This is a genomic window from Acidisoma sibiricum, assembly GCF_057837225.1.
In genome coordinates, this window is sequence record NZ_JBYQFD010000002.1 from 435537 (window position 1) to 461445 (window position 25909).

At 61.4% G+C, this 25909-nt stretch carries 24 protein-coding genes; 21 read left to right on the plus strand and 3 right to left on the minus strand.

The window, feature by feature from the left end; all coding sequences use genetic code 11:
- Positions 1-35: 35 nt before the first annotated feature.
- Genes AC3G7M_RS20395 through AC3G7M_RS20415 form a run of 5 tightly spaced genes read left to right on the plus strand, consistent with a single transcriptional unit; the run spans position 36 to position 5798 of the window.
- Entirely contained in the window at positions 36-1115 is a 1080-nt protein-coding gene (locus AC3G7M_RS20395; protein WP_489216449.1) for an ABC transporter substrate-binding protein, read from the plus strand.
- 4 nt (positions 1116-1119) lie between these two features.
- The gene (locus AC3G7M_RS20400) at positions 1120-1983 is read left to right on the plus strand and encodes an ABC transporter permease (protein ID WP_489216451.1); all 864 of its coding nucleotides are present in this window, start codon (positions 1120-1122) and stop codon (positions 1981-1983) included.
- On the plus strand, positions 1976-2800 hold the full coding sequence (locus AC3G7M_RS20405; RefSeq protein WP_489216453.1) for an ABC transporter permease: 825 nt from the start codon (positions 1976-1978) through the stop codon (positions 2798-2800). The genes AC3G7M_RS20400 and AC3G7M_RS20405 overlap by 8 nt, the downstream gene beginning before the upstream one ends.
- Positions 2797-3873, plus strand: a complete 1077-nt coding sequence (locus AC3G7M_RS20410) for an ABC transporter ATP-binding protein (protein ID WP_489216455.1) — start codon at positions 2797-2799, stop codon at positions 3871-3873. Before AC3G7M_RS20405 ends, AC3G7M_RS20410 begins: the two co-directional genes overlap by 4 nt.
- On the plus strand, positions 3870-5798 hold the full coding sequence (locus AC3G7M_RS20415) for an MGH1-like glycoside hydrolase domain-containing protein (RefSeq protein ID WP_489216458.1): 1929 nt from the start codon (positions 3870-3872) through the stop codon (positions 5796-5798). Before AC3G7M_RS20410 ends, AC3G7M_RS20415 begins: the two co-directional genes overlap by 4 nt.
- A 12-nt stretch (positions 5799-5810) precedes the next feature.
- On the opposite strand, the gene AC3G7M_RS20420 is transcribed toward AC3G7M_RS20415, so the two are convergent.
- The gene (locus AC3G7M_RS20420; RefSeq protein WP_489216459.1) at positions 5811-6209 is read right to left on the minus strand and encodes an SDR family oxidoreductase; all 399 of its coding nucleotides are present in this window, start codon (positions 6207-6209) and stop codon (positions 5811-5813) included.
- A 495-nt stretch (positions 6210-6704) separates the two neighbouring features.
- On the opposite strand from AC3G7M_RS20420, the gene AC3G7M_RS20425 reads away from it, so the two are divergent.
- The 6 genes from AC3G7M_RS20425 (at position 6705) to AC3G7M_RS20450 (ending at position 12322) form a co-directional block, all read left to right on the plus strand.
- The gene (locus AC3G7M_RS20425) at positions 6705-8081 is read left to right on the plus strand and encodes an extracellular solute-binding protein (protein ID WP_489216461.1); all 1377 of its coding nucleotides are present in this window, start codon (positions 6705-6707) and stop codon (positions 8079-8081) included.
- 89 nt (positions 8082-8170) lie between these two features.
- Entirely contained in the window at positions 8171-9055 is an 885-nt protein-coding gene (locus tag AC3G7M_RS20430) for a carbohydrate ABC transporter permease (protein WP_489216463.1), read from the plus strand.
- Position 9056: 1 nt separating this feature from the next.
- Positions 9057-9881, plus strand: coding sequence for a carbohydrate ABC transporter permease (locus AC3G7M_RS20435; protein ID WP_489216464.1), 825 nt, complete (start codon positions 9057-9059; stop codon positions 9879-9881).
- Positions 9881-10171: a hypothetical protein gene (locus AC3G7M_RS20440; RefSeq protein WP_489216466.1), complete on the plus strand. Its 291-nt coding sequence runs from the start codon at positions 9881-9883 to the stop codon at positions 10169-10171. The genes AC3G7M_RS20435 and AC3G7M_RS20440 overlap by 1 nt, the downstream gene beginning before the upstream one ends.
- Complete coding sequence (locus AC3G7M_RS20445; RefSeq protein ID WP_489216468.1) at positions 10168-11211, plus strand: ABC transporter ATP-binding protein; 1044 nt, start codon at positions 10168-10170, stop codon at positions 11209-11211. Before AC3G7M_RS20440 ends, AC3G7M_RS20445 begins: the two co-directional genes overlap by 4 nt.
- Positions 11204-12322: an ABC transporter ATP-binding protein gene (locus AC3G7M_RS20450; RefSeq protein ID WP_489216470.1), complete on the plus strand. Its 1119-nt coding sequence runs from the start codon at positions 11204-11206 to the stop codon at positions 12320-12322. The genes AC3G7M_RS20445 and AC3G7M_RS20450 overlap by 8 nt, the downstream gene beginning before the upstream one ends.
- Before the next feature lie 30 nt (positions 12323-12352).
- Here AC3G7M_RS20450 and AC3G7M_RS20455 read toward each other — a convergent pair whose 3' ends face one another.
- Entirely contained in the window at positions 12353-13114 is a 762-nt protein-coding gene (locus AC3G7M_RS20455) for a FadR/GntR family transcriptional regulator (protein ID WP_489216472.1), read from the minus strand.
- 233 nt (positions 13115-13347) lie between these two features.
- Here AC3G7M_RS20455 and AC3G7M_RS20460 point away from each other — a divergent pair, with 233 nt between their 5' ends.
- From AC3G7M_RS20460 to AC3G7M_RS20490, 7 genes are all read left to right on the plus strand, one after another.
- Positions 13348-14304: an SMP-30/gluconolactonase/LRE family protein gene (locus AC3G7M_RS20460; protein ID WP_489217130.1), complete on the plus strand. Its 957-nt coding sequence runs from the start codon at positions 13348-13350 to the stop codon at positions 14302-14304.
- 83 nt (positions 14305-14387) lie between these two features.
- Positions 14388-15395 (plus strand): sugar ABC transporter substrate-binding protein, encoded by a 1008-nt coding sequence (locus AC3G7M_RS20465; RefSeq protein WP_489216474.1) that lies wholly within the window; start codon positions 14388-14390, stop codon positions 15393-15395.
- Positions 15396-15418: 23 nt separating this feature from the next.
- Complete coding sequence (locus AC3G7M_RS20470; RefSeq protein WP_489216476.1) at positions 15419-16906, plus strand: sugar ABC transporter ATP-binding protein; 1488 nt, start codon at positions 15419-15421, stop codon at positions 16904-16906.
- Between the two features lie 29 nt (positions 16907-16935).
- Positions 16936-17922, plus strand: coding sequence for an ABC transporter permease (locus tag AC3G7M_RS20475; protein ID WP_489216478.1), 987 nt, complete (start codon positions 16936-16938; stop codon positions 17920-17922).
- 26 nt (positions 17923-17948) lie between these two features.
- Positions 17949-18722, plus strand: a complete 774-nt coding sequence (locus AC3G7M_RS20480; RefSeq protein WP_489216480.1) for an SDR family NAD(P)-dependent oxidoreductase — start codon at positions 17949-17951, stop codon at positions 18720-18722.
- Positions 18723-18744: 22 nt separating this feature from the next.
- Positions 18745-19515 (plus strand): SDR family NAD(P)-dependent oxidoreductase, encoded by a 771-nt coding sequence (locus AC3G7M_RS20485; RefSeq protein WP_489216483.1) that lies wholly within the window; start codon positions 18745-18747, stop codon positions 19513-19515.
- A gap of 228 nt (positions 19516-19743) precedes the next feature.
- Entirely contained in the window at positions 19744-21447 is a 1704-nt protein-coding gene (locus tag AC3G7M_RS20490; protein ID WP_489216485.1) for a UGSC family (seleno)protein, read from the plus strand.
- A gap of 182 nt (positions 21448-21629) precedes the next feature.
- Here AC3G7M_RS20490 and AC3G7M_RS20495 read toward each other — a convergent pair whose 3' ends face one another.
- Positions 21630-22493, minus strand: coding sequence for an AraC family transcriptional regulator (locus AC3G7M_RS20495; protein ID WP_489216487.1), 864 nt, complete (start codon positions 22491-22493; stop codon positions 21630-21632).
- 187 nt (positions 22494-22680) lie between these two features.
- Between AC3G7M_RS20495 and AC3G7M_RS20500 the strand changes: the two genes are divergently transcribed.
- The 3 genes from AC3G7M_RS20500 to AC3G7M_RS20510 all read left to right on the plus strand — a co-directional run bounded on the left by AC3G7M_RS20500 (position 22681) and on the right by AC3G7M_RS20510 (position 25809).
- Positions 22681-23919 carry a branched-chain amino acid ABC transporter substrate-binding protein gene (locus tag AC3G7M_RS20500; RefSeq protein ID WP_489216489.1) on the plus strand — a complete coding sequence of 413 codons (1239 nt, stop codon included), beginning with the start codon at positions 22681-22683 and terminating at the stop codon, positions 23917-23919.
- 459 nt (positions 23920-24378) lie between these two features.
- Complete coding sequence (locus tag AC3G7M_RS20505) at positions 24379-25518, plus strand: epoxide hydrolase family protein (protein WP_489216491.1); 1140 nt, start codon at positions 24379-24381, stop codon at positions 25516-25518.
- A 159-nt stretch (positions 25519-25677) separates the two neighbouring features.
- Positions 25678-25809 carry a hypothetical protein gene (locus tag AC3G7M_RS20510; protein ID WP_489216493.1) on the plus strand — a complete coding sequence of 44 codons (132 nt, stop codon included), beginning with the start codon at positions 25678-25680 and terminating at the stop codon, positions 25807-25809.
- Positions 25810-25909: the final 100 nt, after the last annotated feature.

Sequence of the window (25909 nt, forward strand, 5' to 3'; positions counted from 1 at the left end):
CGATCCTTTCACCCATGACACGAGGAAGCTTGAGGATGCCGATCACCCGCCGTTCCGTGCTTGCTGCCAGCGCCCTGATGGCGCTGCCCTCCATTGCCCGTGCCGCGACGCCAGCCTTCAAGGGGCAGGCGCTCACCGTGGCCTCATGGCAGAATTACGGGTCTGATGATGCCGCAACCCTCAAGATGTTCGAGGATATGACGGGTGCGACCGTCAAGAACGTCTATTTCACATCCGAGGACGATTTGCTGCAGATGCTGCGCCAGGGCGGCGTTGGCAAGATTGATGTCGTGCTGCCCAATCTCGAATACGTCTTGCCCGGCGCGCAGCAATCCCTGTTCCAGCCGATCGACACGGCGAAGGTCGCCAGCTGGTTGGCGCTTGAACCCCGCTTCGCGAATGATCCCTCGATCCGGCTGGGCGGTCATGTCTATGCCGTGCCCTGGGTGCAGGGCGCCACCTCGCTCGCGGTCAACCCGGATGCGGTGAAGACGACGCCCACGAGCTGGTCCGTGCTGTGGGACCCGGCGAACAAGGGCAAGGTCGGCTTCTTCGATGACCCGACGACCGCGGTGATGACGGCGGCGCTCTATATCGGGGAGGACCCGCAGAACCCCGACCTGGCTAAAATCCGCACAGCTCTTCTGGATCTCAAGAAAAACGTCAAACTGTTCTGGTCATCCGGGGATGACTGGAACAAGGCCTATCTCTCCGGCGAGATCACCATGGGCAATCTCTGGTCCGGTCTTGCCGGCACGCTCAAGACCAACGGCCATGCGCTGGATTTTATCCTGCCGGCTGACGGTACCGTGGTCTGGGGCGACACATGGGCGATCGTGCAGAACACGCCGCATCTGGACCTCGCCTATGCCTGGGTTAACTTCCTGACGAGCCCCGCCTATTTCACGCAATGGATCACCAAGCCGGGTCCTAATCAGGAACTTGCCGTGCCGGTGAATGCCGATGCCGTGAAGGCGCTGCCGCAGGCGGCGGCCGATAAGCTGATGGCCGGGCCGCTGCTCAGCTACAAGGGCAAGGTTGCCCTGCAGACCGGCATCGCGCCCGCGGCGCTCAAGAAATGGACCCAGCTCTGGGAAGATGTGAAGGCATCCTGAGCCGATGCCGCGGCGCCTTCTTGCTTGGGTGACGACACCTCTGCTTCTGCTGCCGGCGGCCCTCGTGCTGGCGCTGATGGTGGTGATCCCGCTCGCCGTCCTCGTCTGGTTCAGCTTCGCGCCAGACGGGGCCGGGGCGCCGCTTTCCCTCGACAGCTATTGGCGCATGGTGCAGAGCCCGCTCTATGCGCGGCTGGCGATCAAGACGCTGTGGACCGCAGGGCTCGCGGCTTCGCTCACCGCCGCCCTCGCCTGGTGCCCGGCCTGGGCATTGTCACGGCTGCAACCGCGCCTGCGCAACCTGATCCTGCTGGCCATTGTCATCCCCTACCTCACCTCCTACCTCCTGCTGATCTACAGCGTCTTCGTGGTGCTGGGTTCGGGCAGCCCGATCATGATGCTGGCGCGCATGCTGGGGCTCGCATCCCCCGGCGTGTCTCTGCTCTATACGCAGGCCGCAACCATCGTGATGCTGGTGTATGAGAATCTGCCGCTCATGATCTTTGTCCTCTTCTCCGGCATGCAGCGGGTCGATGGATCATTGCTGGCGGCTGCCGGCTCGCTCGGCGCGGGCGCTGCGCGGCGCATGGCCTATGTCGTCTTTCCGATGGCAGCGCCGGCACTCCTCTCCGGCCTCGTCATGGTCTTCGTTCCGATGGGCGGCGCCTTCGTGGAAAGCCAGATCCTGGGCGGTCCGAACGGGCTACTGCTCGGCAATGTCATCGCCGATCAGATGACGCGGGCGGATGATCCGTCCTTCGGCTCGGCGCTGTCGCTTTTCCTCCTTCTCGGCATGCTGGTCGTCACGGGGCTGCTTGCGGCCATCCGCCCCGTTGCCACCTGGATCGGGAGACGCGCTGATGTCTGAACGCCGTATCCGGGACGCGGAGGCGCTCTCGCCCTTCATGAGCGGGATGCTGGCGATCGTGCTCGCCATTCTTTTTATCCCGCTCGCCATCATCATCCTGCTCTCCTTCAATACCTCGCCCTATGGCACCTTTCCTTTCGTCGCGACGCTCACATGGTATCGGGCGCTGTTCACGGATTCGGGTCTGCTCGGCCCCACCTGGCTGTCTGTCGAACTGTCCGTGGCCGTCGCGGTAAGTTCCGCGCTGCTTGGCACCATGGCCGCGGTCTGGCTGGATCGCCGCGCCCCGGCTATCGGTGGCGCGGTCTTTCGTCTGGCACTCCTCTCTGCCATCACCGTGCCCTGGCTGATCCTGGGTCTGGCGATGCTGTTGGTGGTCAATGCCATCGGCCTCGGCCGCAGCCTCTTCTCGATCTATCTCGGCCTTGTCGCGACGACGCTGCCCTATGTCGTCTTTATCGTCGCCGCGCGGCTGCAGGCGCTGGACCGTGATCTGGACCATGCGGCGCGGTCCCTCGGCGCCAGCCCGTTGATGAGCTTCGTGCGTATCAGCGCGCCGCTCATCCTCCCGTCCATCCTCAGCGGAACCCTGCTGTCCTTCATGATTTCCTTCAACAATTTCCTCATCCAGTATTTCCTCGCGCCTTTCGGCGTGCAGACCCTGCCGCTGAAGATCTATACCCTGATCCGCACCGGCTACCTGCCCGATCTTAATGCGCTGGCAACGCTCATCGTGGCGGTCACTTGCGTCCTCATCGCTATTCTGCACAGGCTGGGGATGCGCAATGCCGGCCTGCCCGGAGGGAGCGCGCTATGAGCGGGGGTCTGAGCGTTACGGACATCGGCAAAGCCTATGGCGCGATTGCAGTTCTGAAGGCGGTGAGCCTGGATGTGCCGCGCGGCGAATTCCATACCCTGCTCGGCCCCTCGGGCTCAGGCAAGACGACCCTGCTGAAGGTCATCGCGGGGTTTACCCCGGCCGATGCCGGGCGGGTGACGCTGGCGGGGCAGGACATCACGGATACACAGCCCGAACATCGCAACATTGGCGTCGTTTTTCAGAACTACGCCCTGTTTCCGCACATGACCGTGGCGCAGAACGTCGCCTTCGGACTGAAGATGCGCGGCGTGGCCCGGACTGAACGCGCAGCCCGGGTAGAGGCGGTGCTCGGCCTGGTTCGCATGGCGGGCTTCGGGGATCGCAAGCCGGCAGCACTTTCGGGCGGGCAGCAGCAGCGCGTAGCGCTGGCCCGCGCGCTCGTCATCCGCCCGGCCCTGCTGCTTCTGGACGAACCGCTGTCGGCGCTGGACCGGAAGGTCCGCCAGGAGGTGCGGGAGGAGTTGAAGCGCATCCAGGCCGAGACCCGGGTGACGACCGTGATGGTGACGCATGACCAGGAGGAGGCGCTGTTTCTCGCGGATCGCGTGGTGGTGCTGGAAGGCGGCGTCATTCGCCAGCAGGGTGCGCCGGCCGCCATCTATCGCAACCCGGCCGATGAATTTGTCGCCGGATTCCTGGGCATCATCAACCTGCTACCTGTTACGCTGGAGCAGGGGCGCCTGCGTCTGGGGGACAGGCTCATGATGCCACCGCCGGGCCTCGTTCCGCCGGTGGCAGGTGGCGTCTTCAACCTCGCCGTGCGGCCGGAGGAATTTTCTGTCCTTCCAGAAACCACCCTGCCCACGACTGATATGTTGGAGGGAAAACTCCTCGCCGCCGAATTTGGCGGCCCGGTGGTCACCTTGAAGGTCTCTCTGGCAGGACAGGTCATCTCGGTCCTCGCCCTGTCGCCCGATATCCTTGACAGCGGCCTGACTGAGCCGGGCATGCCGGTGCGGCTTCGCATCCGCGCCGGGCAATTGCTGCCGGTGGGTGAGCGCGGGGCATGACCGTCTCCGTCGCCCGGCAGTGGAACACCTGGGATGCACGGGACCCGCTTTGCCTCGTTCATCTGCCGACCGGCCTGTCGCTCCGCTTCTCCCTCTTCAGCAGTGCGGACGGCCGCTACCGGCTGGCAGGGCAGGGCTCGGGCATCACACTGCTTGAGCACACATCGGATGGCCGTTTCATCCGCGCCCGCATCGCCCATGCCGGTAGCGAGATGGAACTGACCTACACGAAGCCCGCCCCCCATCGCGTCGCGGTCTCCCTCCGCTTCCTGAAGCTCGGCGAATGGGGGCTGCGCTATTGGGCGGCGTTGGAGGTGGGGTTCCAGCCGCTGGAAGGCGGACCCGCGCCCTGGCGCGCGGACGAGCCCTGGGTGCGGGCGGAGAATGCCGAGCCGATGCCGCCCGCCCTGGTGCCGAAGCTGCTTGCCCGCCATCGCTCGCTTTTCGCCTCCATTCAGTCAGCTGAGCCTGCGATCTATGGCGGCGCCTATGAGGCGATCGAGCTGTTTGCCGCGGATCTGAGCAGCCGGGGTTATTACGCGCCGCCGCGCATGGAACCCCAGGCGCGTTGGGGCGTGCTGCGCTTCAATGCCCAGATGCATCCAGAAATCCGTGTGGCCGTGTCGCTCGGCACCGACCGCGCCATGGCGGAAGCGGGCAGTGCGGCGCTGCTCGCGGACTGGCCAGCATCAGCAATCCTTGAGGCTGAGCCCGCGCGGAACGCCGTCAGAGACATCATCGCCTGGAACACGCTCTGGGATACGGCGAACCATCGCGTCACCACCGTCCTCACGCGCAATTGGCTGACGGGCAAATTCTCCGGCTGGGGCGTATGGCTGAACGATATGTTCTTCCATGCCCTGCTGGCTGGCTTGGTGGGAGATTTTGCAACCGCTCGGGCCAACCTGGATGCAGCCCTCGGCTATCAGGCGCCGGAGGGCAATCTCGCTTGTCTGCGCACCACGAATGAGGAATGGATCGACCGCTCGCAATCGCCCATCGGTGCCTATGTGCTGTGGCGGCTTTATGAGATGACCGGCGACCGGTCGCTGCTCATGGAGCATTTCCCCACGCTGCTCCGCGCCCATCGCTGGTGGATGGAGAAGCGGGACGGGAATGGCGATGGGCTCATCGAATACGGCAGCAGCCCTACGGGCACGGGTGCTTTCGTCCATACCAAGCAGGCCGCGATGGACGAATCCTTCATGGATAATGCACCGATGTTCGACGGCGCCGGTTTTGATTCTGCGACGCATACGCTGACCATGGCCGAGCCCGGGCTCAATTGTCTCGTATCCCTCGATGCACAATGCCTGGCCCGCATCGCCGCGGTTCTTGGTGACGACGAACAGGCGGCGGCATTGAGGCAGACCGCGCGTGATCTCAATGCCCGAATCTCCGGTAGTCTGTGGGACCCGTCGCGCAGTGTCTTTTCTGCACGGCATTGGTCTGGCGATTTCGAGCCGTCGCTCTCCGTCACCGGCTTCTATCCGCTGCTCTGCGGCGCGGCCTCGGCCGATCAGGCGAAAGCCCTGCTCGACGGATATCTGCTTCATGTCCAAAAGTTCTGGGGCGCGCGGGTGCTGCCGTCCTCAGCGCAGGATGATCCGGCAAGCGTGGACAACGTCTATTGGCGGGGGCGCATCTGGCCGCCGCATCTCTTCCTGGTCTGGGAAGGGCTACGCCGATACGGGCGGGATGATCTTGCATCGGAGGTTGCGGCCCGCGCCTGGGCCATGTTCGCGCCAGGCTGGGCCGAAAGCCGTATCTGCCGGGAGAATTTCCATCGCACGGACCCCTTGGGGGATGACAGCGTCGATGCCGACCGTTTCTACAGCTGGGGCGCCCTGATCCCCGCCATGCAGATGCTGGAGGCCGCCCCCGCTGCGGCCTATCCACGACTTATGGACCTGCCACAGGGCTGACGGCGACGCCGGTTATCGCAGCGTCAGGCCCCCATCGATTGTCAGGATTTCGCCGGTGGTGAAACTGGCAGAGTCGGAGGCCAGACAGACCACCGCACCGATCAGTTCGTCCGGCTCACCGATGCGGTTCTGCACCGCGCCCTTTTCCCAATAGTCATGGGTCGCCCGCCAATCCGCCAGCGACAGATCCTCGGACGGACCCGGGCGGATGATGCCGGCATTGTTGACGAGACTGTCGATCGCTCCAAACGCGTCGACGGTCTCAGCCGCCAGACGCTCCGCATCGGCTTTCTGCGACACATCGGCCTGCACGGCATCCGCGCCTAGACTGCAGCGGCGCGCAGGGCAAGCACTTCGACTTACAGTAGTGGTGCGCGGTGATGGCGCGCCAATACTTCGTGGTTGGAGCAAATCGCGGTTCCGGCGACCATCCCGCTTCTGTTTGACAGGTTTCAGTTTGGTTATCTGTCCTGAAGACCACAGAGGTTACCGCAGGGGCCGACAAGGTCGGTGGGTCGGCACGGGATTGGCGAATGATGCGACGGGACTGGCTCGCGCCCAAGACAGGCCAGAGACGGCACGCCGCCCGCGAGCGCGGGTGCTGAGCTTGACCAACCGCCGTTACGACGTTTGACAGAAGCATTTGACATATGTCGGAAGTCGCGTTTAGTCTTCGCTCAAGCAAGACAGGCAAAGTCCGGCGCCGCATAAAGGCGCAGACGGAGGAGACGGGACAAAATCCTGACGGAAGAAGGATCGACGCGCGCAGACTGTAGCGGCGATGTATAAGCTGGTTTCTAAGCAAAAATAAAAAAAGGAAAACCAATGATCCGTTCAATCAATACTCTGAATAGACGTGGCCTTCTGAAGAGCGTCGGCGCCATAGGTGCTACCAGCGCGCTCAGCATGCCGTATATCGCGCGCGCGGAGGACAGCCCGCTCCGCGGCAAATCCATCCATATGTCCATTCTTGGCATCGCCGGCTGGCTGCCGAGCCGCCTCGGTGTCGATCTGGCGGGTGATTTCGCCAAGATGGCGAAGGACCGCTACGGCTACGATGTTACCTTCTCCTATGCGGAGGCGCCATTCAGCCAGTTGTTCCAGAAGGCCGCGACCTCGCTTGCCACGCGCAGCCAGGAATACAACATCATCATTTCCGACAGCCAATGGCTGGGCGCGCTCGCGCAGCCGAAATGGATTCTGCCGCTCGACCCGGTGATCAAGGCGAATCCTGAGCTGGATGTCGAGTGGTACGCACCCGTTGTCGAAGCGGCCTATCAGATCTATCCCGACGGCACCAAGAAGCGCTGGGGTTTCCCGCAGGAGGGGGACACGATGGGCCTCTTCGTCCGCCGCGATCTGCTCGAGGCACCCGGGGAGGCGGAAGCCTTCCAGGCGAAATACGGACGCAAGCTGCCCACGACCTGGGAGGATTTCGAGCAGCTGTCCTTCGATGACTTTGTGAAGCTCATTGCCTTCTTCAACCGGCCGGAGAAGGGCTATAATGGTTTCGGCGGCCAGTATTCGCGCGAATATGACTTCATCAGTTGTCCCGCCATGTCCGTCATGCGTAGCACGGGTGGCGACGTCTGGGACCCGGCGACCGGCCAGATCGAGGGTATCTTCAACAGCCCGGGTAATGCCAAGGCGCTGGCCTCCTATGTCGATCTTCTGAAATACCAGCCGTCGAGTGCGATCAACTATGGTATTGCCGAGGTGATCGACGCCTTCGCCCAGGGCAAGGTTTTCTCCGCGCTGCAATGGTGCGCGGTGGGGCCCGCGATGATCCCGGACAGCATGAAGGACAAGGTACTCGTGGTGCCGCCGCCCGCCTTCCCGGACAAAAGCGGCAAGCTGGTGCGGAACTACATCATCGGCGGCCAGCCTTGGGTGATCAACGCTTTCAATGATACGGAGCACATGCAGGTCGCGATCGACTTCATGAAGTGGTGGTATACCCCCGAAACCTCCCTAAGCTACGCCCAGCACGGCGGCAATCCCTGTGACAAGGCAACGCTGACGCGCCCTGACTTCGATGCCATGCATCCCTGGTATCGCACCTACAAATACATGCTCAACTACAGCAGCGATTTCTGGCACGACCCGGCCTATGCGGCCATGCTGTCCGTGCAGCAGGAGGCGATGACGGCCTATGCCACCGGCCAGGTAAAGAGCGCGCAGCATGCGCTCGACTACGCGGCCTGCCGGCAGCAGAAGATCCTGTTCGATGAAGGTGTGGCCGATAAGCAGGCGGGCGGCGCCTGCGCCGGTATGCGGCTCTGAGCGCGGGGACCGGCATGAACCTGTCGTCGACCGCCGCCTCTGCCCGCAGGCGGCAGAGCTTTGCGGAGTTCCTCGGCAGGAAGGAGGTGATGCCCTTCCTCTTGCTCGTGCCGGTCCTCGTTTTCTTCATTATCTGGAATACGATTCCCACATTGTGGCTGCTCGGCCTCAGCTTCTATCGTTTTTCGCTCACCAGTGGCCGCCCGCCGCATTTCGCGGGCCTCTATAATTTTGCCTCCATCCTCAATGACAGCGAAGTGTGGCTTGGCCTGAGCCGGACCTTCCTCTTCGTCATCCTGGCCGTCGGCATCGAGACGGTGCTCGGCCTTCTGCTCGGCCTGCTCTTCTGGGGCAGCCAGAAGCTGCCGGGGCGGCGCCTGGCGCTGACGCTGCTCTTCACGCCCATGGTGCTGACGCCGGTCGCCTCCGGCACCTTCTGGCGGCTGATCTACAACCCGACTTTCGGCATCCTCGCGAGCATCTTCCGCGGCCTTGGCCTGTCGGCGCCCAACTTCCTCGGCGACGCGCATCTGGCCTACGGCGCTGTGCTGCTGGTGGATGTCTGGATGTGGACGCCCTTCATGGTGCTGATGACGCTGGCGGCCCTCGCCAGCGTACCGAAAGCGGAACTGGAAGCCGCCGAAATTGATCAGCTCTCGTGGTGGCAGCGCCTGCGCCTCGTCATCCTCTACCACGGCAAGTTCATCCTGCTGCTCGGCATTTTGCTGCGCACCATTGATGCCTTCAAAACCATGGATCTGATCTACGACATGACCTTCGGTGGCCCCGGATCAACGACAGAGTTGATTGCCATCTCGCTGTACCGTCGCGCTTTCGAGGACTTCAACATGGGCTGGTCTTCCGCGCTTGCGGTGATCCTGCTGCTGATCTCCATCGCCTTCACCGCGACCTTCATCTTCGTCCTGCATTCGCGAGACCGTAAGCAGGATCTGCGCGCGGCGGAGGGCAGCTGACATGCGGTGGCGGACCCATCTCTATCACGCGCTGCTCTGGGCGATTGCGCTGATTTTCTTCGCGCCTGTGGCCTGGATCATTCTGTCGAGCTTCAAGACGGCGGACCAAATTCTCGCAGTCCCACCAGTTTGGCTGTTCCGACCGACTCTCGCGAATTACAGTCGCGTGCTGTCCGATCCCAACATGATCCACAGCTTTCTGAACAGCATCCTGCTATCCGTCTGCTCCGTTCTCATCGCGGTCGTCGTCGCCTTCCTCGCGGCTTTCTCCTTTTCGCGCTTCAAGCCGCCGGGCACCAATTTCCTGATGTTCCTGCTGCTCTCCATCCGCATGCTGCCAGGCTCGGCCGCCATTTTGCCGGTCTATCTCATGTATGTCGGCTTCGGCTGGAAGGACAGCTATTGGGGTATGATCCTGTTCTACGCCATGTTCTCCATTCCCTTCTCGGTCTGGATTCTCAAGGGATTCATCGATGGCGTTTCACCCCGCTTTGACGAGACGGGACGGGTGAACGGCGCGAGCTGGCTCAGCATCATCGTCAAGCTCATCTTTCCGCAGGTCCTGCCAGGGGTGATCGCGGCCGTGATATTCAACTTCATCTTTGTCTGGAACGAGTTCCTGTTCAATTACATCATCGGCGGGCCACGTACGACGAATGTGCCGACCGCACTCTCGACCGGTCTCTATTCCGGCGGCGGCGTAGACTGGACCTTCGTCTCCTGCGTCACCACGCTCTACATCCTGCCGCCTATCCTCATCGTCTATGTCTTCCAGCGCTATCTTCTGGTCGGCATGACCTTCGGTACCGTACGGGGAGAGGTCTGATGGCGCGCCGTCCCTCCATCGTGCCGAAGGCCGAGGCCGCACTGCTCTGCCTGCTGGGCCTCGGCTTCCTCATGGTGCTACAAACCTGGTTCTTCCCCGTCTACCATGACGGGCTGCTCTTGGTGATCGCCGCGACCCTTCTCAATATCGCGGTGGGCAATCTGCCGCGGCATGCGGGCCCGATCAGGGCCGTGCTGATGACGCTGATGCTGCTCGCCATTGTCGCTGCTGTCGTCATCATCGGCATTCTTCTGGTGCCGGTCCTGGCCGGAATGGGGCAGGGATCATGAGCACCATCGTCTTCCGCGATCTCGGCAAATCCTATCGCGGCCGCCATGCGCTGCGGGACATCAACCTGACCGTGCGCGCGCAAAGTCTCACGGTTTTCTGCGGACCGCCGCAAAGCGGCAAATCCGTGCTGTTCCGCCTGCTCGTGGGGCTGGAGGCGCCTGACAGGGGCGCCATTCTGATCGACGGGCAGGATGTGGGGCAAATTCCGGCGGCCGCGCGGCGCATCGGCTATGTGCCGCAATCCTTCGCTTTGTTTCCGCATATGAGCGTGTATGACAATATCGCCTATCCGCTGCGCCAGCAGGGTGTGACGGCGGCTGAGATCGCGACGCGCCTCGGCCGGGCGGCTGAAATTCTGCGCATCGGTCCTCTGCTCCAGAAACGGCCGAGCCAGCTATCGGGCGGGGAGAAGCAGCGCGCCGCCATTGCGCGCGGCATGCTGAAGGATGCGACCATCTTCATTCTCGATGATCCGCTCGTCGGGCTCGATTTCAAACTGCGCGAAAGCCTGATGGAAGATCTGAAAGACATGCGCGGCGTGCTGGGTGCGACTTTTCTGTATGCGACCTCGGATTCGCTGGAAGCGCTGACCATGGCGGAAGATCTGGTCGTGCTCGATGCCGGGCAGGTGGTGGAATCCGGGCCGGTCGCAGACCTCTATCACAGCCCGGCCCATTTGCGGTCGGCGGAGCTGATCGGCTTCCCGCGCTGCAATATCCTGCCGGCTGAGCGCGCCGGTGCAATCGGCCTGCCGCACGGTGATGCGCCGGCCACAGTCGCGATCCGGCCGGAGGATGTCGTGTTCGCGCCCGAGATTGCGCAGGCGCAGCAGGGCCGGGTGCGGCTGATGGAAAATCTTGGCGCGGAATGCGTGGTCTATTTCGATATCGGGGGCACCACGCTGGTCAGCATTCCATCCTCCGACCGTGTCGCGGGTCTTGATGTCGGCAGCGCCTATCCATTCGTGATCGATCCACAGCGGGTGGCGGCTTTTGATGCGACTTCCGGCCTGCGGATCGGAGGTGCAGCGCATGGTTGACATTACATTGCGGGGACTCTCCCGCATCTTTAACGGTGTCGCCGCCGTCAATGACATCAGCGCGACCTTCCCCTCCGGCAGTGTCACCTGCCTGCTCGGCCCCTCGGGCTGCGGCAAGACGACCTTGATGCGCATGATCGCGGGGCTGGAAACGCCCAGCCGCGGACAGATTCTGTTCGGACCGCGGGACGTGACGAAGCTGACCCCGCGGGCGCGCAATATCGCCATGGTCTTCCAGTATCCGGTCATGTACCGCACGCTGACGGTGGAGGAGAATATCGCCCTGCCGCTCGGCCGGGACCGTGGTCTATCAGTGGCTGAGCGCCGCCACCGCGTCGATGAGGTGCTGGAGGTGCTGCAACTCACCGCGTTACGCCGCGGGCGGATGGAGGAGCTTGATATCGGCACGCGTCAGCGCGTGGCCGTCGGGCGGTCCATCGCGCGCCGCTGCGACGTGATCCTGTTCGATGAGCCGACCACCAATGTCGAGGTGCATGCCAAGCTTGAGCTGATCCGCGCCTTCAAGCTCTTTCGTGAGAAGCTGCGCCAGACTGTCATCTATGTGACGCATGACCAGACGGAGGCGATGACGCTCGCGGATCAGATCGCACTCATGCAAGCCGGCGTGATTTCGCAATGTTCCGCGCCGCGCATATTGTATGAGCGGCCGGAAAGCGAGTTCGGCGGCTGGTTCCTGGGTAATCCGGGCATGAATTTCATTGCGCCCCGGGTGCGCGTTGACGGTGCGCTTGATGTCGATCTGCTGGCCCATCCCCTGGCAATGCCCGACGGCGGGGCGGAGACGCTGCGCCTGGGGTTCCGGCCCGAGCGGGTGGAGGTGACCGCACCCGGTGCGGCCGGCAGTCTGGCTGCCCGGGTAGAACGTCGCTTCATCACCATCGGCGGTCAATATCTTATCACGCTCTTGATCGGTGAGACGCGGTTGCGGGCGCGAGCCAGCGCCGAAGTCGCCCGCCATCTGGGCGATACGGCGGGGCTGCGCTGCCACGTGGCGGATATGGCCTTCTTCCGGGACGGCCAGCGCCTGGGCGAGGCACCACGGGCGCTGGCACCTGCTCGTCCAGACTTGCAGTCAGCATTGCCGCAGTAATTGCGGCGCTTGCACAGCGGCAACGGCTTTCTAGCCTTTGTTTTCTGAGGCCCAGCTTTCCGCGAGGGTGAGCCCCTCCTGCTGCCAGAATTCCTGGTCAGCCATGAGCACGCGGGCCGCCGCGTTCTTGACATGCCGATGGGCCGCTGCCTGGGCGGCATCAGGATCTCGCGCGGCGATCGCGCGATAAATGCTGAGATGTTCCGCTGCCACTTCCGCGGCGAAATCCTGGCGCCTTGCCTCATTGGCGCGGGTCAGGCGAATGGCGGAGCGCATGGGCTCGGCGAAAAGCCGCACGAACTGGCTCCAATAGGCGTTGGATGTCGCACGGCCGATGGCCATGTGAAAGGCCAGATCCTCGTCAACGCCGGTGCGGGATAACGCCTGCGCGCGCCCGATTGCCTGCAATGCCGCCGCGACTTCAGCGCATTGTTCCTCCGTCCGCCGTTCCGCGGCCAGCGCTGCCATTTCGGCTTCGATCGGCCCGCGCACTTCCAAAAAGCCGAGCAGACCGTCGATCGAGCGGGGAATGATAAATCCGGCGTCAGACGACGGCACGGGGGCGCATACCCGCGCCACAGTGCCTTTGCGCGTCTCGACCAGGCCATCCGCCTTCAGCCGCATCACGGCTTCGCGCACCACGGTGCGGCTGACCTGAAATTTGAGCGCGATGGCTTGCTCCGATGGGAGCTTGGACCCGACGGGAAAGATGCCCCGCCTGATCCGTGCGCGGAGCGCCTCAGCCAGCTGATCGGTACGGCTGCCAGGCTGCATGCTAGGGTCGATCCTCATCCTGCACTCGTCAACTCTTATCCACCGCTCCAGGTGGCGCCACATATATTTCGCGACGCCTGACAATCTGCGACTGTCAGGCCCTCAAAAAAATGACTTGCGTGTTATAATGAAGCGCGCAAACTTGTCATACAGCTTTTACCCGGCATAGATCGGGAGCGAGAGAAACGAAGATGGAGATTGCCGTGACTGGTCATGCAAATGCTGCGGGACCGGGGGCGTTTGGCGACTATGTGCGGCTACCTTTGGGACCGCTTGAGCGCACACGCTATCCCGATCCACGCATTGAGGCGCTCGACCCACGCTTCACGGCGCGCCAGGGCAATGCCGGTATCGAGCGGCTGGCCACAGGCTTTCGGTGGGCGGAGGGGCCTGCCTATTTTCCGGCGGGCGGCTATCTCATATGGAGCGACATTCCGAACAATCGCATGATGCGCTGGCTGGAGGAGGATGGGCATGTCAGCGTCTTCCGTAATCCGAGCAATTTCGCCAATGGCAATACAAGCGACCGCCAGGGCAGGCTGCTGACCTGCGAACATGATTCACGCCGTGTCACGCGAACGGAGATCGACGGCAGCATCACCGTCGTCATGGACTCCTATCAGGGCAAGCGGCTCAATGCGCCGAACGACATCATCGTCGCATCCGATGGGGCAATCTGGTTCACCGATCCAGGCTATGGGATCGACGGCCCCTATGAAGGACACAGCGCCGCCGCCGAGTTGCCGCGCAGCGTCTATCGCTTTGATCCGAAGCGGGGTGAAGCGCAGGTTGTGGCGGACGATTTTGTGCGTCCGAATGGGCTGGCCTTCTCGCCCGACGAATCGAAGCTCTACATTGTTGACAGCGGCATAACCCACGGCGGCGCTGCCCATATCCGTGTTTTTGATGTCAACGACGGACGGCTCAGCAATAGCCGGGTATTCGCCGACGATTTCGGGCCCGGCTTTACGGACGGGATGCGTGTCGACGCCGACGGAAACATCTGGTGCAGCATGGGCTGGGCCGATCCCGGAGAGGACGGCGTCCGCTGTTATGCGCCGGACGGGGATCTCATCGGCAAGATCCATTTGCCGGAAACCTGCGCCAATCTCTGTTTCGGCGGCAAGAAAGGGCATCGGCTTTTCATGGCGGCCAGCACGTCGATTTACGCGCTGTATCTGAACACGACCGGAGCTGCCTGGGCGTAAGGCAAGACTGACTACCACGGGTCCGGGCAAAGCCCGGCAGGCGCCCGCAACAAAAACAACAACGGGGAAGCATCGTGCGGAAAATGAATAAGCTGGCCGTCGCGGCAATGGCAGTGTCCTGCTTGGCAATCGCCGCAGGACAAGCCAAAGCGGCCGATTACGTGGTCGGGTTAAGCGTGGCGACACTCGCCAATCCCTTCTTTCAGGGCATGACCAAGGGCGTCAAACTGGGCATCGCCGCTCATCCCGATCTCACGCTCATCAATACAAGTGCCGATGGTGACGCGAATACGCAGACAAACCAGGTCACTGACCTCATCAACCAGCATGTCTCAGCGTTGATCCTCAACCCCATCAATGCGAATTCTATCGTTCCCATCGTGAAGGAAGCGAACAAGAAGGGCATTCCGGTTTTTACCCTCGATCGTGGTGCCGCCTGCGGCAGCTGCCAGGTGAACTTCCTGGAGACGAACAACGTGGAGCTGGGCAAGGAAGGGGCTGATTTCATCGCGGATCAGCTCAAGAAGCGCTACGGTTCGATCAAGGGCAATGTCATCGATCTGGAGGGCCTGCTGGGCACAACCGCGGGCGACGAGCGCGAAAAGGGCTTTTCCGACGAATTCGCGGCACTGCAGAAAGACAACCCGGATCTGAAGCTGATTGCACGCCAGGCCGCGGATTTCGACGCCAACAAGGGCTTCAACATCACCACACAGCTTCTGGCCGCCCATCAAGACGTCGATGCCATCTTCAACGGCAATGATGACAATGCGGTGGGCGCGATGCGGGCGATCCGCCAGGCCAATCGCTTCTATCCGATCGGGAATCCGAAGCATATCGTCATCATCAGCATCGACGGCACCGAGCAGGCCCTGAGCGCGATCCGTAAGAGCCAGATGGATGGGACACTGTCACAGAATCCGCTGACCATGGCGAAGCAATCCGTCGCCTATGTCGAAGATTATCTGCATGGCAAGAAGGACTCGGTGCCGGCCCATCAATACTGGCCGCATATGCTGCTGACGCCCGCGAATATCGATGGCCCTGAAGCCAAAGCCTATGGCCTATGGGGCGATGAGGTGAACCAGTAACGAACACGGGGGAGCGGCTCGCCATGGCGCATCTGTTGGAGATGCAGGGCATCTCCAAGGGATTTCCGGGCGTCAAAGCGCTTGCCGATGTCAGCATCTCCCTCGGCCAGGGGGAGGTGCTTGGCATTGTCGGAGAGAATGGCGCCGGCAAATCGACGCTGATGAAGATCCTGGCGGGCGTCTTTCCGGCCGATAGTGGCGTGCTGTGGATGGCGGGTGAGAGTTTTGCGCCGCGCAGTCCGCGTGATTCGCTCGATGCCGGCATCATCGTGATCCATCAGGAACTCAGCCTGGTGCCGGACCGGTCGATCGCTGAGAATATCTTCCTGGGCAATCTTCCGCGTGGTCTGTTCGGTCGCGTCAAGCGCGGGCAGTTGAACCGTGACGCGCAAAGGCTGCTGGCAAAGGTCGGGCTGACCGTGCCGCCGCAGCGGCGCGTGCGCGATCTGGGGATTGCTCAGCAGCAATTGGTGGAGATTGCACGCGCTCTATCGCGCGAGGCGCGGGTGATTGTACTGGATGAGCCAACCGCAACGCTGACGACGACTGAGCAGCGAATCCTGTTTGCCACCATGGGGCGCTTGCGCGATGCGGGCGTCGGTATCGTTTTCATCAGCCATCACCTCGAAGAAGTCTTCGAGATTTGCGATCGGGTAACCGTATTGCGGGACGGCACGGTCGTCGAAACGCGGCCCGTGGGCGATTGGACCGAGGAGGGGCTGATCCAGGCGATGGTCAACCGCCCGATCGATGCGCTGTTTCCCGAACGCCACGCCGCTTTGGGTGAGGTTCTGCTGGAGGTGGAGGGGCTCGGCTCCGGGGACAGCTTTGCGGACGTATCCTTTGCCGTGCGGGCCGGCGAGGTGGTGGGGCTTGGCGGGCTGATGGGCGCGGGGCGCACGGAAGTTCTCAAGACGATCTACGGCGCGCTCACCCGGTCCGCCGGACGGGTGCAGATCGGTGCGAAGGATGCACATATCCATAATCCACGTGACGCCATCCGCGCGGGCCTCGCCTTTGTGCCGGAAGACCGCAAGGCAGAAGGGCTGATCCTGCCTTTTCCGGTGCGCAGCAATATCGCGCTATCGACGCTCGGGCGTCTGTCGTGGTTCGGTAGCATCCTGGCGCCGCGGCGGATGGATAGGCTGGCCGAACAGACCGTCAAAGAGCTGCGCATCCGCACGCCCAGCATCCGGCAGCGCGTGCAATCGCTCTCAGGCGGCAATCAACAAAAGGTCGTGCTCGGACGGGCATTGACCACGAAGCCGCGCATTTTTCTGCTCGACGAGCCGACCCGCGGCATCGATGTCGGCGCCAAGGTAGAAGTCTATCGTCTTATCAACGAGCTCGCCGAGCAGGGTAGCGCTATACTCGTGGTCTCCTCCGACATGATCGAGCTGCTGGGCATTTGCGATCGTATCCTGGTGATGCGGGGTGGTCGGCTTGCGGGGGCTGTCCCGCGCCATGAGTTCAGCCAGGAACGCATCATGCAGCTGGCCGCACTTGGCTGACCGGAACATTCCAGATTAGAAGGCTTGCGATGTCATCCGCCAACTCCTCCACGCCTCAGCGCCGCGGCTTCGGCATCGGATCAATCACCCGCGCGGTGAACGAATTGACGATCATTGTCGGCTTTGTGCTGATCTCACTCTACCTCGGTATCACGACTCCCGCCTTTCTGACCTCCGCCAATCTACTTTCGATTCTGCTCGCAAGTTCGCTGATCGGCATCGTCGCGGTAGGAGAAACCTTCGTGATCGTGACAGGGGGAATTGATCTTTCGGTGGGATCTGTCGTGGCCTTCACCGGCGTCATGGCAGGGCTGGCACTGAATGCACATGTCCCTGTGCCGATTGCGGTACTGATCGGGATCGGCATCGGCGCGCTATCCGGCGGCTTCATCGCCTTTGCCGTCACCTTCCTCAATATGAGTCCCTTTATCGTCAGCCTGGCGGTTCTCGCCATGGCACGCGGCCTCGCCTTCATCGTCACCAACGGCAACACGATTTTCTCCTTCCCTGATGCCTTTGACAATATCGGCGGCGGCAATCTCGGTCCCTTTCCGGTCGCGGCACTGATCACGCTTCTGGTTTTTCTCGTCGCGGGTCTCATCCTCTCCCGCACCGTGTTCGGGGCGGAGGTCTATGCCGTCGGCGGCAACAAGGACGCGGCGCGGCTGGCCGGCATTCCGGTCAACCGGACGCTCGCCATCGTCTATATCATCTCCGGCGCAATGGCGGGGCTGGGTGGCGTGATCCTGGCCGGCCGGCTGGATAGCGCGCAGCCGATTGCGGCGGTGGGGCTTGAACTGAATGCAATTGCGGCCGTGGTCATTGGCGGCGCGTCGCTCTTCGGCGGCAAGGGCAGCATGCTGGGCACGCTGCTGGGTGTGCTCATCATTGGCCTCATCAATAATGGCCTGACCCTGAAGAACGTGCAGCCCTTCTGGGTGCAGTTCATTCAGGGCGCTGTGATCTTCGGGGCGGTCCTTATTGACAGCCTCAACCAGAAGCGCCGGAAGTCCTGACAACGCAGAATGGAACGGAACAGAAGATGAGCATCGACACGGTCCCCCAGGGTCTGGGACGCATGAAGGGCAAGGCGGTGCTGATCACCGGTGCGTCCAGCGGCATCGGGCGGGCGACCGCCCTGATTTTCGCCGGCGAGGGTGCCCGCCTCGTCATCAACGACGTCGACGCAGATGGACTGGACGCCGTACGCCAGGTCATCGCGGCGGCCGGAGGCGAGGTGAAGGCCGTCGTCGGCGACGTGTCAAAAACCGCCGATTCCGAGGCGATGGTGATGGCGGCAGTCGCAACCTATGGCCGCATCGATGTGGCGGTCGCCAATGCCGGCATCATTCCCGAACGCGATCTGGAGACGGCAACCGCCGAAGATTTCGACCATGTCATGGCGATCGACGGTCGCGGCATGTTTCTAACCTGCAAATACGCGGCGCGGGAAATGCTCAAGACCGGCGGCGGCGCCATCGTGTGTCTATCCTCGATCTCGGGGGAGGCGGGCCAGGCATCCCAGGCGGTTTATGGTCCGGCGAAATTCGTGGCGTCCGGCATCACGAAGCATCTGGGCGTTGAACTGGCAAGCAAGGGCGTGCGGGTGAATGCCGTGGCGCCCGGCACGATCGGCACGGCCGGCCTCTACAAAATGTCGGCCGAGTATATTGCGGGTGTGACCTCCCGCCATCCGATCGGCCGCGTCGGGCAGCCGGAAGAGGTGGCGCGCGCAATCCTGTTCCTGGCATCCGATGACGCCTCCTTCATCACCGGAGCGGTTTTGCCGGTGGATGGCGGCTATCTGGCACAATGACGCAAACGAGGAGACGCGTCCCATGACGATGCTGAGCGCCCTGCGGCTGGAGGGCAAGGTGGCGCTTGTCACAGGGGCAGCACAGGGCATCGGTCTTGCCACCTGCGCCGTACTGGCGGAGCTTGGCTGCTGCGTCGTGCTTGCTGATCTCGATGGTGACGCAGCGGCGCGGGAGGCGGCCAATCTGGGTGACACGCGCGCATGGGGACTGGCGCTTGACGTGTCCTCCGAAGCGAGCGTGCTGGACGGCTTCACCCGTGTGGAGAACAGGGAAGGGCGGCTCGACATTCTCGTCAACAACGCCGGACGCGCCATCCGCCGGCCATCACTTGAGCTGAGCCTCGGTGATTGGGACGCGGTCGTCGCCGTCAACATGACCGGCGCCTTCCTCTGCGCGCGCGCCGCCGCTGCGCTCATGATCCGCGGTGGGGCAGGGGGTGCGATCGTCAATACCGCATCGATCATGGGTCTGTCGGGCGGAGGGCTTTATCCCAACATCTCCTACCAGACGACAAAGGGTGCCATCGTCAATATGACCCGCGCTTTGGCGGTGGAATGGGCAGCGCACGGTATTCGCGTCAATGCCGTGGCGCCGACCTGGACCCGCACCGGCTTCATCGGCCAGCTAGAGGAGAGTCCTGATCTCATGCGGCGCATCCGCGACGTGACGCCGCTCGGCCGCCTGGCAGAAGCCGAGGAGGTCGCCCATGCAATCGCCTTTCTGGCGTCCCCCGCATCCTCCATGACCACGGGTCACACGCTGGCGGTGGATGGCGGCTTCCTCGCGCAATAGCCCGCCCTTCGCACAGTCACTCGAAGTGACGCCCCTTGAAGTCCGACATTGACCCGCTTCCCCCGCACGGCGCCCATCCCGGCCCAGAGCGCCGAAGATGGTCGCACACCTCCTGCACCGGGGACACGATCGCGGCGGCCTCCTCACCGAACATTCTCCAATATTCTTCAATAACCGAAACACGCTTTGCGGCATCAGACGGAGACCAAAATAAGGGAGACTATCAAAGTGGCTGATTGCAGCGAACTCGCAACGCTCTGGCCGGGTGGTGCGCCTTCGATTGAGGTGTTTTCTCCGGCGCCGCGCCCGTCTTCCGTTGCCGGGCTTCGCATAGCATTCGTCTGGGATTACCTGTTTAGAGGGGATGAGATCTTCGCGATACTGGAGAGTGCACTGCGCGAGAGATACCCCGATATAAATTTCGTGAGTTACGAGCTGTTTGGAAACACGCTTGGGTCAAATGATCATCAAGTCCTGGCCGAGTTGCCGGGCAAACTGGCTCACCATGGTGTTGATGTCGTCATTTCCGGAGTTGGGTGCTGTGGTGCCTGTACACCAGCTGTTGTCAGGGCCAGCTCAGCTATGGAAAAGGCTGGCTATCCGACAGCGTCACTTGTGTGCGAAGGTTTCGCCGGTCAGGCCTGTGCGGTCTCACCTGGCCTCGGATGCTCCTGGTTGCCCATTGTCGAGATGCCTGGCTATGTCGAAAGTCTCAGCGACGATGAACTGCGTGAGATGATCATTTCACACACCGTGGATGCAGTCGTGAAATGCCTCACGTCGATCCCAGTGGCACAAGATCACACTGTGGAAGAGTTTGATCCCCGACAAGTTGTGGCTCGCGGAAATTTTAACGAAATCAATGAAATTTATCGACAAAGGGGCTGGTCGGATGGCCTACCTGTCGTGCCGCCGACGATCGAAGCGGTTGAGGAATTTCTGGCATTCACGAAAGACCCTCCAGACCGTGTGATCGGATCGGTGCAGCCATCCGGGTCAAAGGTGACGGTTTGGAACGTTGCCGTAAACGGCGTGATGGCTGGCTGCGCGCCAGACTACATGCCCGTCCTTGTGGCGATCGCGGAGGTGCTGGCGGATCCTGCGTATGGTGTCGAACATAGCGGCGACACTACGGGTAGCGACGCTCTCATCCTGCTGAGCGGCCCGGTAATCGAAGCATTAGGCTTCAACCGCCAAAACGGTGCTTTACGAGAGGGTACCAGAGCAAACACCACCGTCGGCCGCTTTCTCCGCCTGTTCTTGCGAAATGTCGTCGGTTTGCGTCCGGGGGCGGGTGACAAGTCGACATTTGGCCATGCTGCGCGGATCGTGCTCGCGGAGCACGAGCCCGAGATTGCAAAACTGAACTGGACGACCTTTGGAGAGAGGCAGGGCTTCTCGCGGGAGAAAAGCATTGTGACCATTGCCCGGTTTACGGGCGATACGGTTGTCGGCTCGATCTATGGCCGAAATCCCGAAGATCTCGCAGAGTATGTTGCCGATGGTCTGGTTCGGCAATGCTCATGGGAGCTATGCTTCACAGCCGGTCTGGCGCCAGGCACCCTTCGCCCATTGATTGTTATAAGCCCGATGGTTGCCAAAACCCTGGCGAAGTCCGGCGATACGATCGAACGATTCCGAGAACGTCTTTTTCAACATGCTCGAATTCCAGCTTGGAAGTTTGCAACCTATATTGGAAAGTGGTCGAACAACGTCCCTGGCAGAAAAACACTTGGGCAGATCCGTAACGATGGGAAGGCCCATGCATTATTTGCGGAAAGCAAGGATGAAGACAGACTGGTTCCGATCGTCGAACGTGCCGAACACATTCTGATTGCCGTTTCAGGTGATCCCTATCGTTCAAATGCAATCGCGTTTGGCAGCAACGGACTTCACGGCTTTCCAACGAGCAAGGAGATTCGCTTAGCTTAACGGAGTTTCTCGAGCCAAAAACACTGGCGCACTGTGTAGCGCGGATACCATAGGTATGATTGCATCGCATTGACTACTAACTTACTTCTATCGGCAGGCACGGGACCACCTTAGGTTTCGTGCCTCACACACCACCGCGAATTGCTCATCTCTAAATGGAATCAGCAAGTTCACGACCATCTTTAGAGGTCACTTAGAAGCAGCTTGGCGCCTAAATGCGCTTCTGATCGTTCCGTTTCAAAGTGAATGTGATCCTTCCGAAATTTGCCGGGAGGGATACCGGTGACGCGTTTGAAAGCGCGCGTTAAGTGTGCCTGATCTGCAAAACCCGTCGCCTGCGCAACATCTGCGACTGGGTGCCCCCTCGATAGCATTTCCAGGCACCTCGACAACCGTCGTTGCGAGTGCCACGCATGCGGAGGCATTCCTACAATATGAGTGAAGCTTCTCACCAGAAGGTAGCGATCGATACGCGCAAAGCGCGACAGCTCCAAGAGACTGACATTTCTATCGAGGTAAGCCGCCAGATACTCCTTGCAAGTCTCGACTGCCCGTACTTCTGTTGGCTTGTAATTCTCCCGTTGAGGCATCCTTGTATGGCCTACATAGAACTGTGTGAGCAGGTCGAGCAGAGCCTGCTCGCGCATGATCGTTGCCGAGCCTTGCAAGCTTCGAAAGAAAGACTTGAGAGCACTCAATAACGAACGATCGACTATGGTTGTCTCGCAGTAAAATCGAGAACTGTTACACTGCCATTTCTCAAGCACGGAGCATGGAATTGTGACCGTATGATAAAACCAACCAGATTGGTCTCCGGGATGTGCTGCGTGGACCTCGTTTGGTGCGACTGCGACAATTGCACCTGCGGAGGCGGCATTGGAGCCGCCGCGGCTTCGCACAATCTGCACGCCATCGCTGATCAACGAAAGCATCAGACCATCGTGGCTGTGCCGAGGTAGCGCCTGCCGAAAGCGGCCAACGGTGACTTCAAGTCCACCGAAGTTATGAAGCTTAAGCGCGCGGGGGTCGCAATCCAGCGGTATCATGTGACTGAATTAGTGTCATTTAACAGTCCATGCAAGTTTTTTAATCATGACCAAAAGTTGTTTTCTTAATTCTGCCTAAAGAGTGAGCCACTTCCTCCAATATCGTTCAAGCTTTTTGTCGTTATCCCGGTCCAACAACAACGAGCGGTATGCCCATGCGTGCAAGTTAGACCTGGGAGATTGAAAGATGATTACGAGACGTTCCGCGGCAAGCCTTATCGCCGGTACTGCGTTGGGGGCTGGGTTCGGCCTGCCGAAAATTGCGGAAGCCGAGGACAAGACCATCATTATCGGCATCGACCTGCCGATCACCGGAGCCGACGCTGCCGGGGCTAAGCGCATGATGAACGGTGCGCTGCTGGGCATTCAGCAGGCGAACGACGCCAACAAAATTCCCGGCTATAGGCTGAAGCCACTGGTGCTGAACGACGCTACGGCAACGGCCGGGCAGTATGACCCCGCCCAGGCCGCGACGAACGCCCGTAAATTCGTGTCCAACCCTAAGGTTCTCGCCGCGATCGGCCCGGACATGAGCGGCGCCGCCAAGGCGATGACGCCCATTCTAAGCGAGGGCAATCTCACCATCATTACGCCCGCAGCGACCAACCCGGATCTTACCAATCCTGAGTTCGCCGCGCAGTATATGCCGGGAGGCAAGCCCATCTTCTTCCGCACAGTGACGACGGACGCCTTCCAGGGTCCGAACATGGCGAATTTCTACGCTGAGGTCCTCAAGGTGCCGGATGTTTACGTGCTCGATGACAGCGGCGCATATGGCGTGGGCTTGGCCGATGCCTTCCAGAAGCAGGCCGCCGCGAAGGGCGTGAAGGTGCTCGGCCGGGACCGCCTCGATCCTACGGCTTCCGACTACAGCGCCGTAATGACCAAGATCAAGTCACTGAACGCGAGCTCGCTGTATTTCGGCGGCGTCGGTCAGGCGGGTGTCAAGCTTGTGAAGCAGGCCTATGAGATCGTGCCCAACATCAAGAAGGGTGCTGGGGACGGTCTCTACACGCCGGACATCGCGACCGGCGCGGGTTTCCTGGCGGCGGAAGGCTGGTACGTCACCACCGCCTCCCCGCATAGCCTGGCCGATCCCAAGGTCACCTCCTGGGTCAGCGCTTATTCGTCAGCCTTCAGCGAGCAGCCGGATGACTATGCCATCACCGCCTATGACGGCGTTCTGGTCATCGTCGCCGCCCTGAAGAAGGTGATCGCCGCCGGCAAGACGCCCAACCGGGAGAACGTGCGCGCCGCCGTTGCCGACTCCACCGTTGCAACGCTGCAAGGCCTAGTGTCATTCGACAAGTATGGCGACATTGCCCAACGCATCGTCAGCGTCTTCAAGATCACGCATGATCCGAAGTTTCCGATCGACGACGCGAACCATCAGTTCGCCTACATCGGCGTCGCGCCGCAGAGCTGAGCTTTCGAACGAGCGGGACGACCGTCTTCGCGATGGCATCGATGAAGCCTTTCAGAAGCACCGTGTTGTGATGCAGGCAATAGGCATCGGATTGCTGCTCACCATTCATTCGGTCAGGGAGTATCATCCGATCCCCAGGCCACCTTGCGGCGGCCGATCCGCTGTCGCAGCAACTGCTGTTCTTCGATCTGGTGGCGGACGGATTCTGGATCGCGCGGCGCGGCATGCCCGCGCTGAGCCTGCCTATTACTGATGGGAATTGCGATGATTTCATCGTGGCGATTGACAAGTTTGTCATAAGCAGGATGATTTTCTGATCGGGACCGGAGGCTAATTCATCCGATTCTTGATCCGATGAATTGACGCTAGCCTGAATAATGTCATCATTCGATCCGAACCGGGTTGGGCGGTGACGTCTTGTAACCGAAAGCTCCGGCTATCCGCCGTCGAGGTAGCAACATGAAACCATTCGAAGTGACATGGAGCCGAGATGCGATCACCGCCCTGCGGGACAAGATCGGCCGTTATCGTTTCCCCATAGCGCCCGCCGATGCGGGTTGGCGCTATGGCTGCGATCCTGAATTCCTCAGGGAACTGTGCATATTCTGGCAACACGGCTTCGACTTCGAGGGAGCCGCTGCACGGCTCAACCGCTTTCCCCAGTGGATGGTCCAGATCGATGGGCTCGATCTTCACGCGCTGCATGTCGTGGGTGAGGCTAGGGGACGTCGCCCGCTTCTCCTGACCCATGGCTGGCCAGGATCCGTCTATGAGTTCTGGCAGGTCATCGAACCTCTCGCCTTTCCATCGCGGTTCGGTGGCCGAGTCGAGGATGCCTTCGACCTCGTTATTCCTTCTCTCCCTGGCTATGGCTTTTCCGGCAAGCCCGCCGCACCAACGAGTGCGCGGACGACGGCGCGGTTGTTCCACCAACTCATGCGGGCATTTGGCTATTCAAGTTATCACGCGCAGGGGGGCGATTGGGGGTCTGCAGTCAGCGCGTGGCTCGGGCTCCAGTATACAGAGGCGGTCAAGGGTATCCACCTCAACTACCTACTGGTGCAGCCGGATGCCGTGCCGGACACCGAGGAGGAAAAGGCCTGGAAAGTGGCTTTCGAGGCCAAGCAGGCGGACCTCGGCGCCTATGCGATGCTCCACAATACTCGGCCGCAATCGCTGTCCTATGCGATGGTCGATAATCCGGTCGCCCAGGCGGCCTGGATTGTCGAGCGTTTCCACGATTGGAGCGATCTGTCGGAACGTTCGCTTGAGGATGTATTCGACAAAACCCGACTTCTTACTAACGTTATGATCTATGTTTTGAACGATGCCTTCAACTCGTCCACTTGGTTCTATGCCGGTGCGATCGAAGAAGCAGCGCGTACTATGCCGGCGGGACGGCGTGTCGAAGTTCCAACCGCGTTTACGTGTTATCCAGACCCCAGGATGGCTCCGCCTCCGCGGTCCTGGGTCGAGCGCGGCTATCATGTGACCCGCTGGGCAACTCAGCCGCGCGGCGGCCACTTCGCCGCGATGGAGGTGCCAGAATTATTCATCAAGGATATCACAGCTTGGGCTGGAAGCTCGCCAACTGGCTAGAGCGACGTCATAGATGTGTGGGGCACTGTCACGTTAACGGCGCTCGATCGGGCATTTCTTTCGGCCCTGCTCGATCATGACGGCTGCATAGCGCGAATATGCAGGCGGAGCCGAGGCGACGCCCTGCTAGCGCTTGGGATTGCGTCTGGCTCGGTAGCAGTGAACTGGGCAGAGCATGAGCCTCTGGGTAGCCTGCCTCCCATCGAGGAGATGGGCTATTCGCGCGCCCAAAGCCACGGGCAGGTGCAGCTGGCCGTGCGGGCGATGCTGGCAGGCGTCCTCGCCGCATAGCCGTCACCAAGACGGTCGCCGGTCCCGTCAGTCGGCTGAGCCCGCAGTCCCAGCCCCATCACCACGCGCATTGCGGCTTTAAGAGGGCCGGGGTTGCTGC

Bases quoted from the DNA above. Each gene is read 5' to 3' on its own strand.
- AC3G7M_RS20395 (WP_489216449.1), top strand. From the start codon at position 36: ATGCCGATCACCCGCCGTTCCGTGCTTGCTGCCAGCGCCCTGATGGCG.
- AC3G7M_RS20400 (WP_489216451.1), top strand. From the start codon at position 1,120: ATGCCGCGGCGCCTTCTTGCTTGGGTGACGACACCTCTGCTTCTGCTG.
- AC3G7M_RS20405 (WP_489216453.1), top strand. From the start codon at position 1,976: ATGTCTGAACGCCGTATCCGGGACGCGGAGGCGCTCTCGCCCTTCATG.
- AC3G7M_RS20410 (WP_489216455.1), top strand. From the start codon at position 2,797: ATGAGCGGGGGTCTGAGCGTTACGGACATCGGCAAAGCCTATGGCGCG.
- AC3G7M_RS20415 (WP_489216458.1), top strand. From the start codon at position 3,870: ATGACCGTCTCCGTCGCCCGGCAGTGGAACACCTGGGATGCACGGGAC.
- AC3G7M_RS20425 (WP_489216461.1), top strand. From the start codon at position 6,705: ATGCCGTATATCGCGCGCGCGGAGGACAGCCCGCTCCGCGGCAAATCC.
- AC3G7M_RS20430 (WP_489216463.1), top strand. From the start codon at position 8,171: ATGCCCTTCCTCTTGCTCGTGCCGGTCCTCGTTTTCTTCATTATCTGG.
- AC3G7M_RS20435 (WP_489216464.1), top strand. From the start codon at position 9,057: ATGCGGTGGCGGACCCATCTCTATCACGCGCTGCTCTGGGCGATTGCG.
- AC3G7M_RS20440 (WP_489216466.1), top strand. From the start codon at position 9,881: ATGGCGCGCCGTCCCTCCATCGTGCCGAAGGCCGAGGCCGCACTGCTC.
- AC3G7M_RS20445 (WP_489216468.1), top strand. From the start codon at position 10,168: ATGAGCACCATCGTCTTCCGCGATCTCGGCAAATCCTATCGCGGCCGC.
- AC3G7M_RS20450 (WP_489216470.1), top strand. From the start codon at position 11,204: ATGGTTGACATTACATTGCGGGGACTCTCCCGCATCTTTAACGGTGTC.
- AC3G7M_RS20455 (WP_489216472.1), bottom strand. From the start codon at position 13,114: ATGAGGATCGACCCTAGCATGCAGCCTGGCAGCCGTACCGATCAGCTG.
- AC3G7M_RS20465 (WP_489216474.1), top strand. From the start codon at position 14,388: ATGAATAAGCTGGCCGTCGCGGCAATGGCAGTGTCCTGCTTGGCAATC.
- AC3G7M_RS20470 (WP_489216476.1), top strand. From the start codon at position 15,419: ATGGCGCATCTGTTGGAGATGCAGGGCATCTCCAAGGGATTTCCGGGC.
- AC3G7M_RS20475 (WP_489216478.1), top strand. From the start codon at position 16,936: ATGTCATCCGCCAACTCCTCCACGCCTCAGCGCCGCGGCTTCGGCATC.
- AC3G7M_RS20480 (WP_489216480.1), top strand. From the start codon at position 17,949: ATGAGCATCGACACGGTCCCCCAGGGTCTGGGACGCATGAAGGGCAAG.
- AC3G7M_RS20485 (WP_489216483.1), top strand. From the start codon at position 18,745: ATGACGATGCTGAGCGCCCTGCGGCTGGAGGGCAAGGTGGCGCTTGTC.
- AC3G7M_RS20495 (WP_489216487.1), bottom strand. From the start codon at position 22,493: ATGATACCGCTGGATTGCGACCCCCGCGCGCTTAAGCTTCATAACTTC.
- AC3G7M_RS20500 (WP_489216489.1), top strand. From the start codon at position 22,681: ATGATTACGAGACGTTCCGCGGCAAGCCTTATCGCCGGTACTGCGTTG.
- AC3G7M_RS20505 (WP_489216491.1), top strand. From the start codon at position 24,379: ATGAAACCATTCGAAGTGACATGGAGCCGAGATGCGATCACCGCCCTG.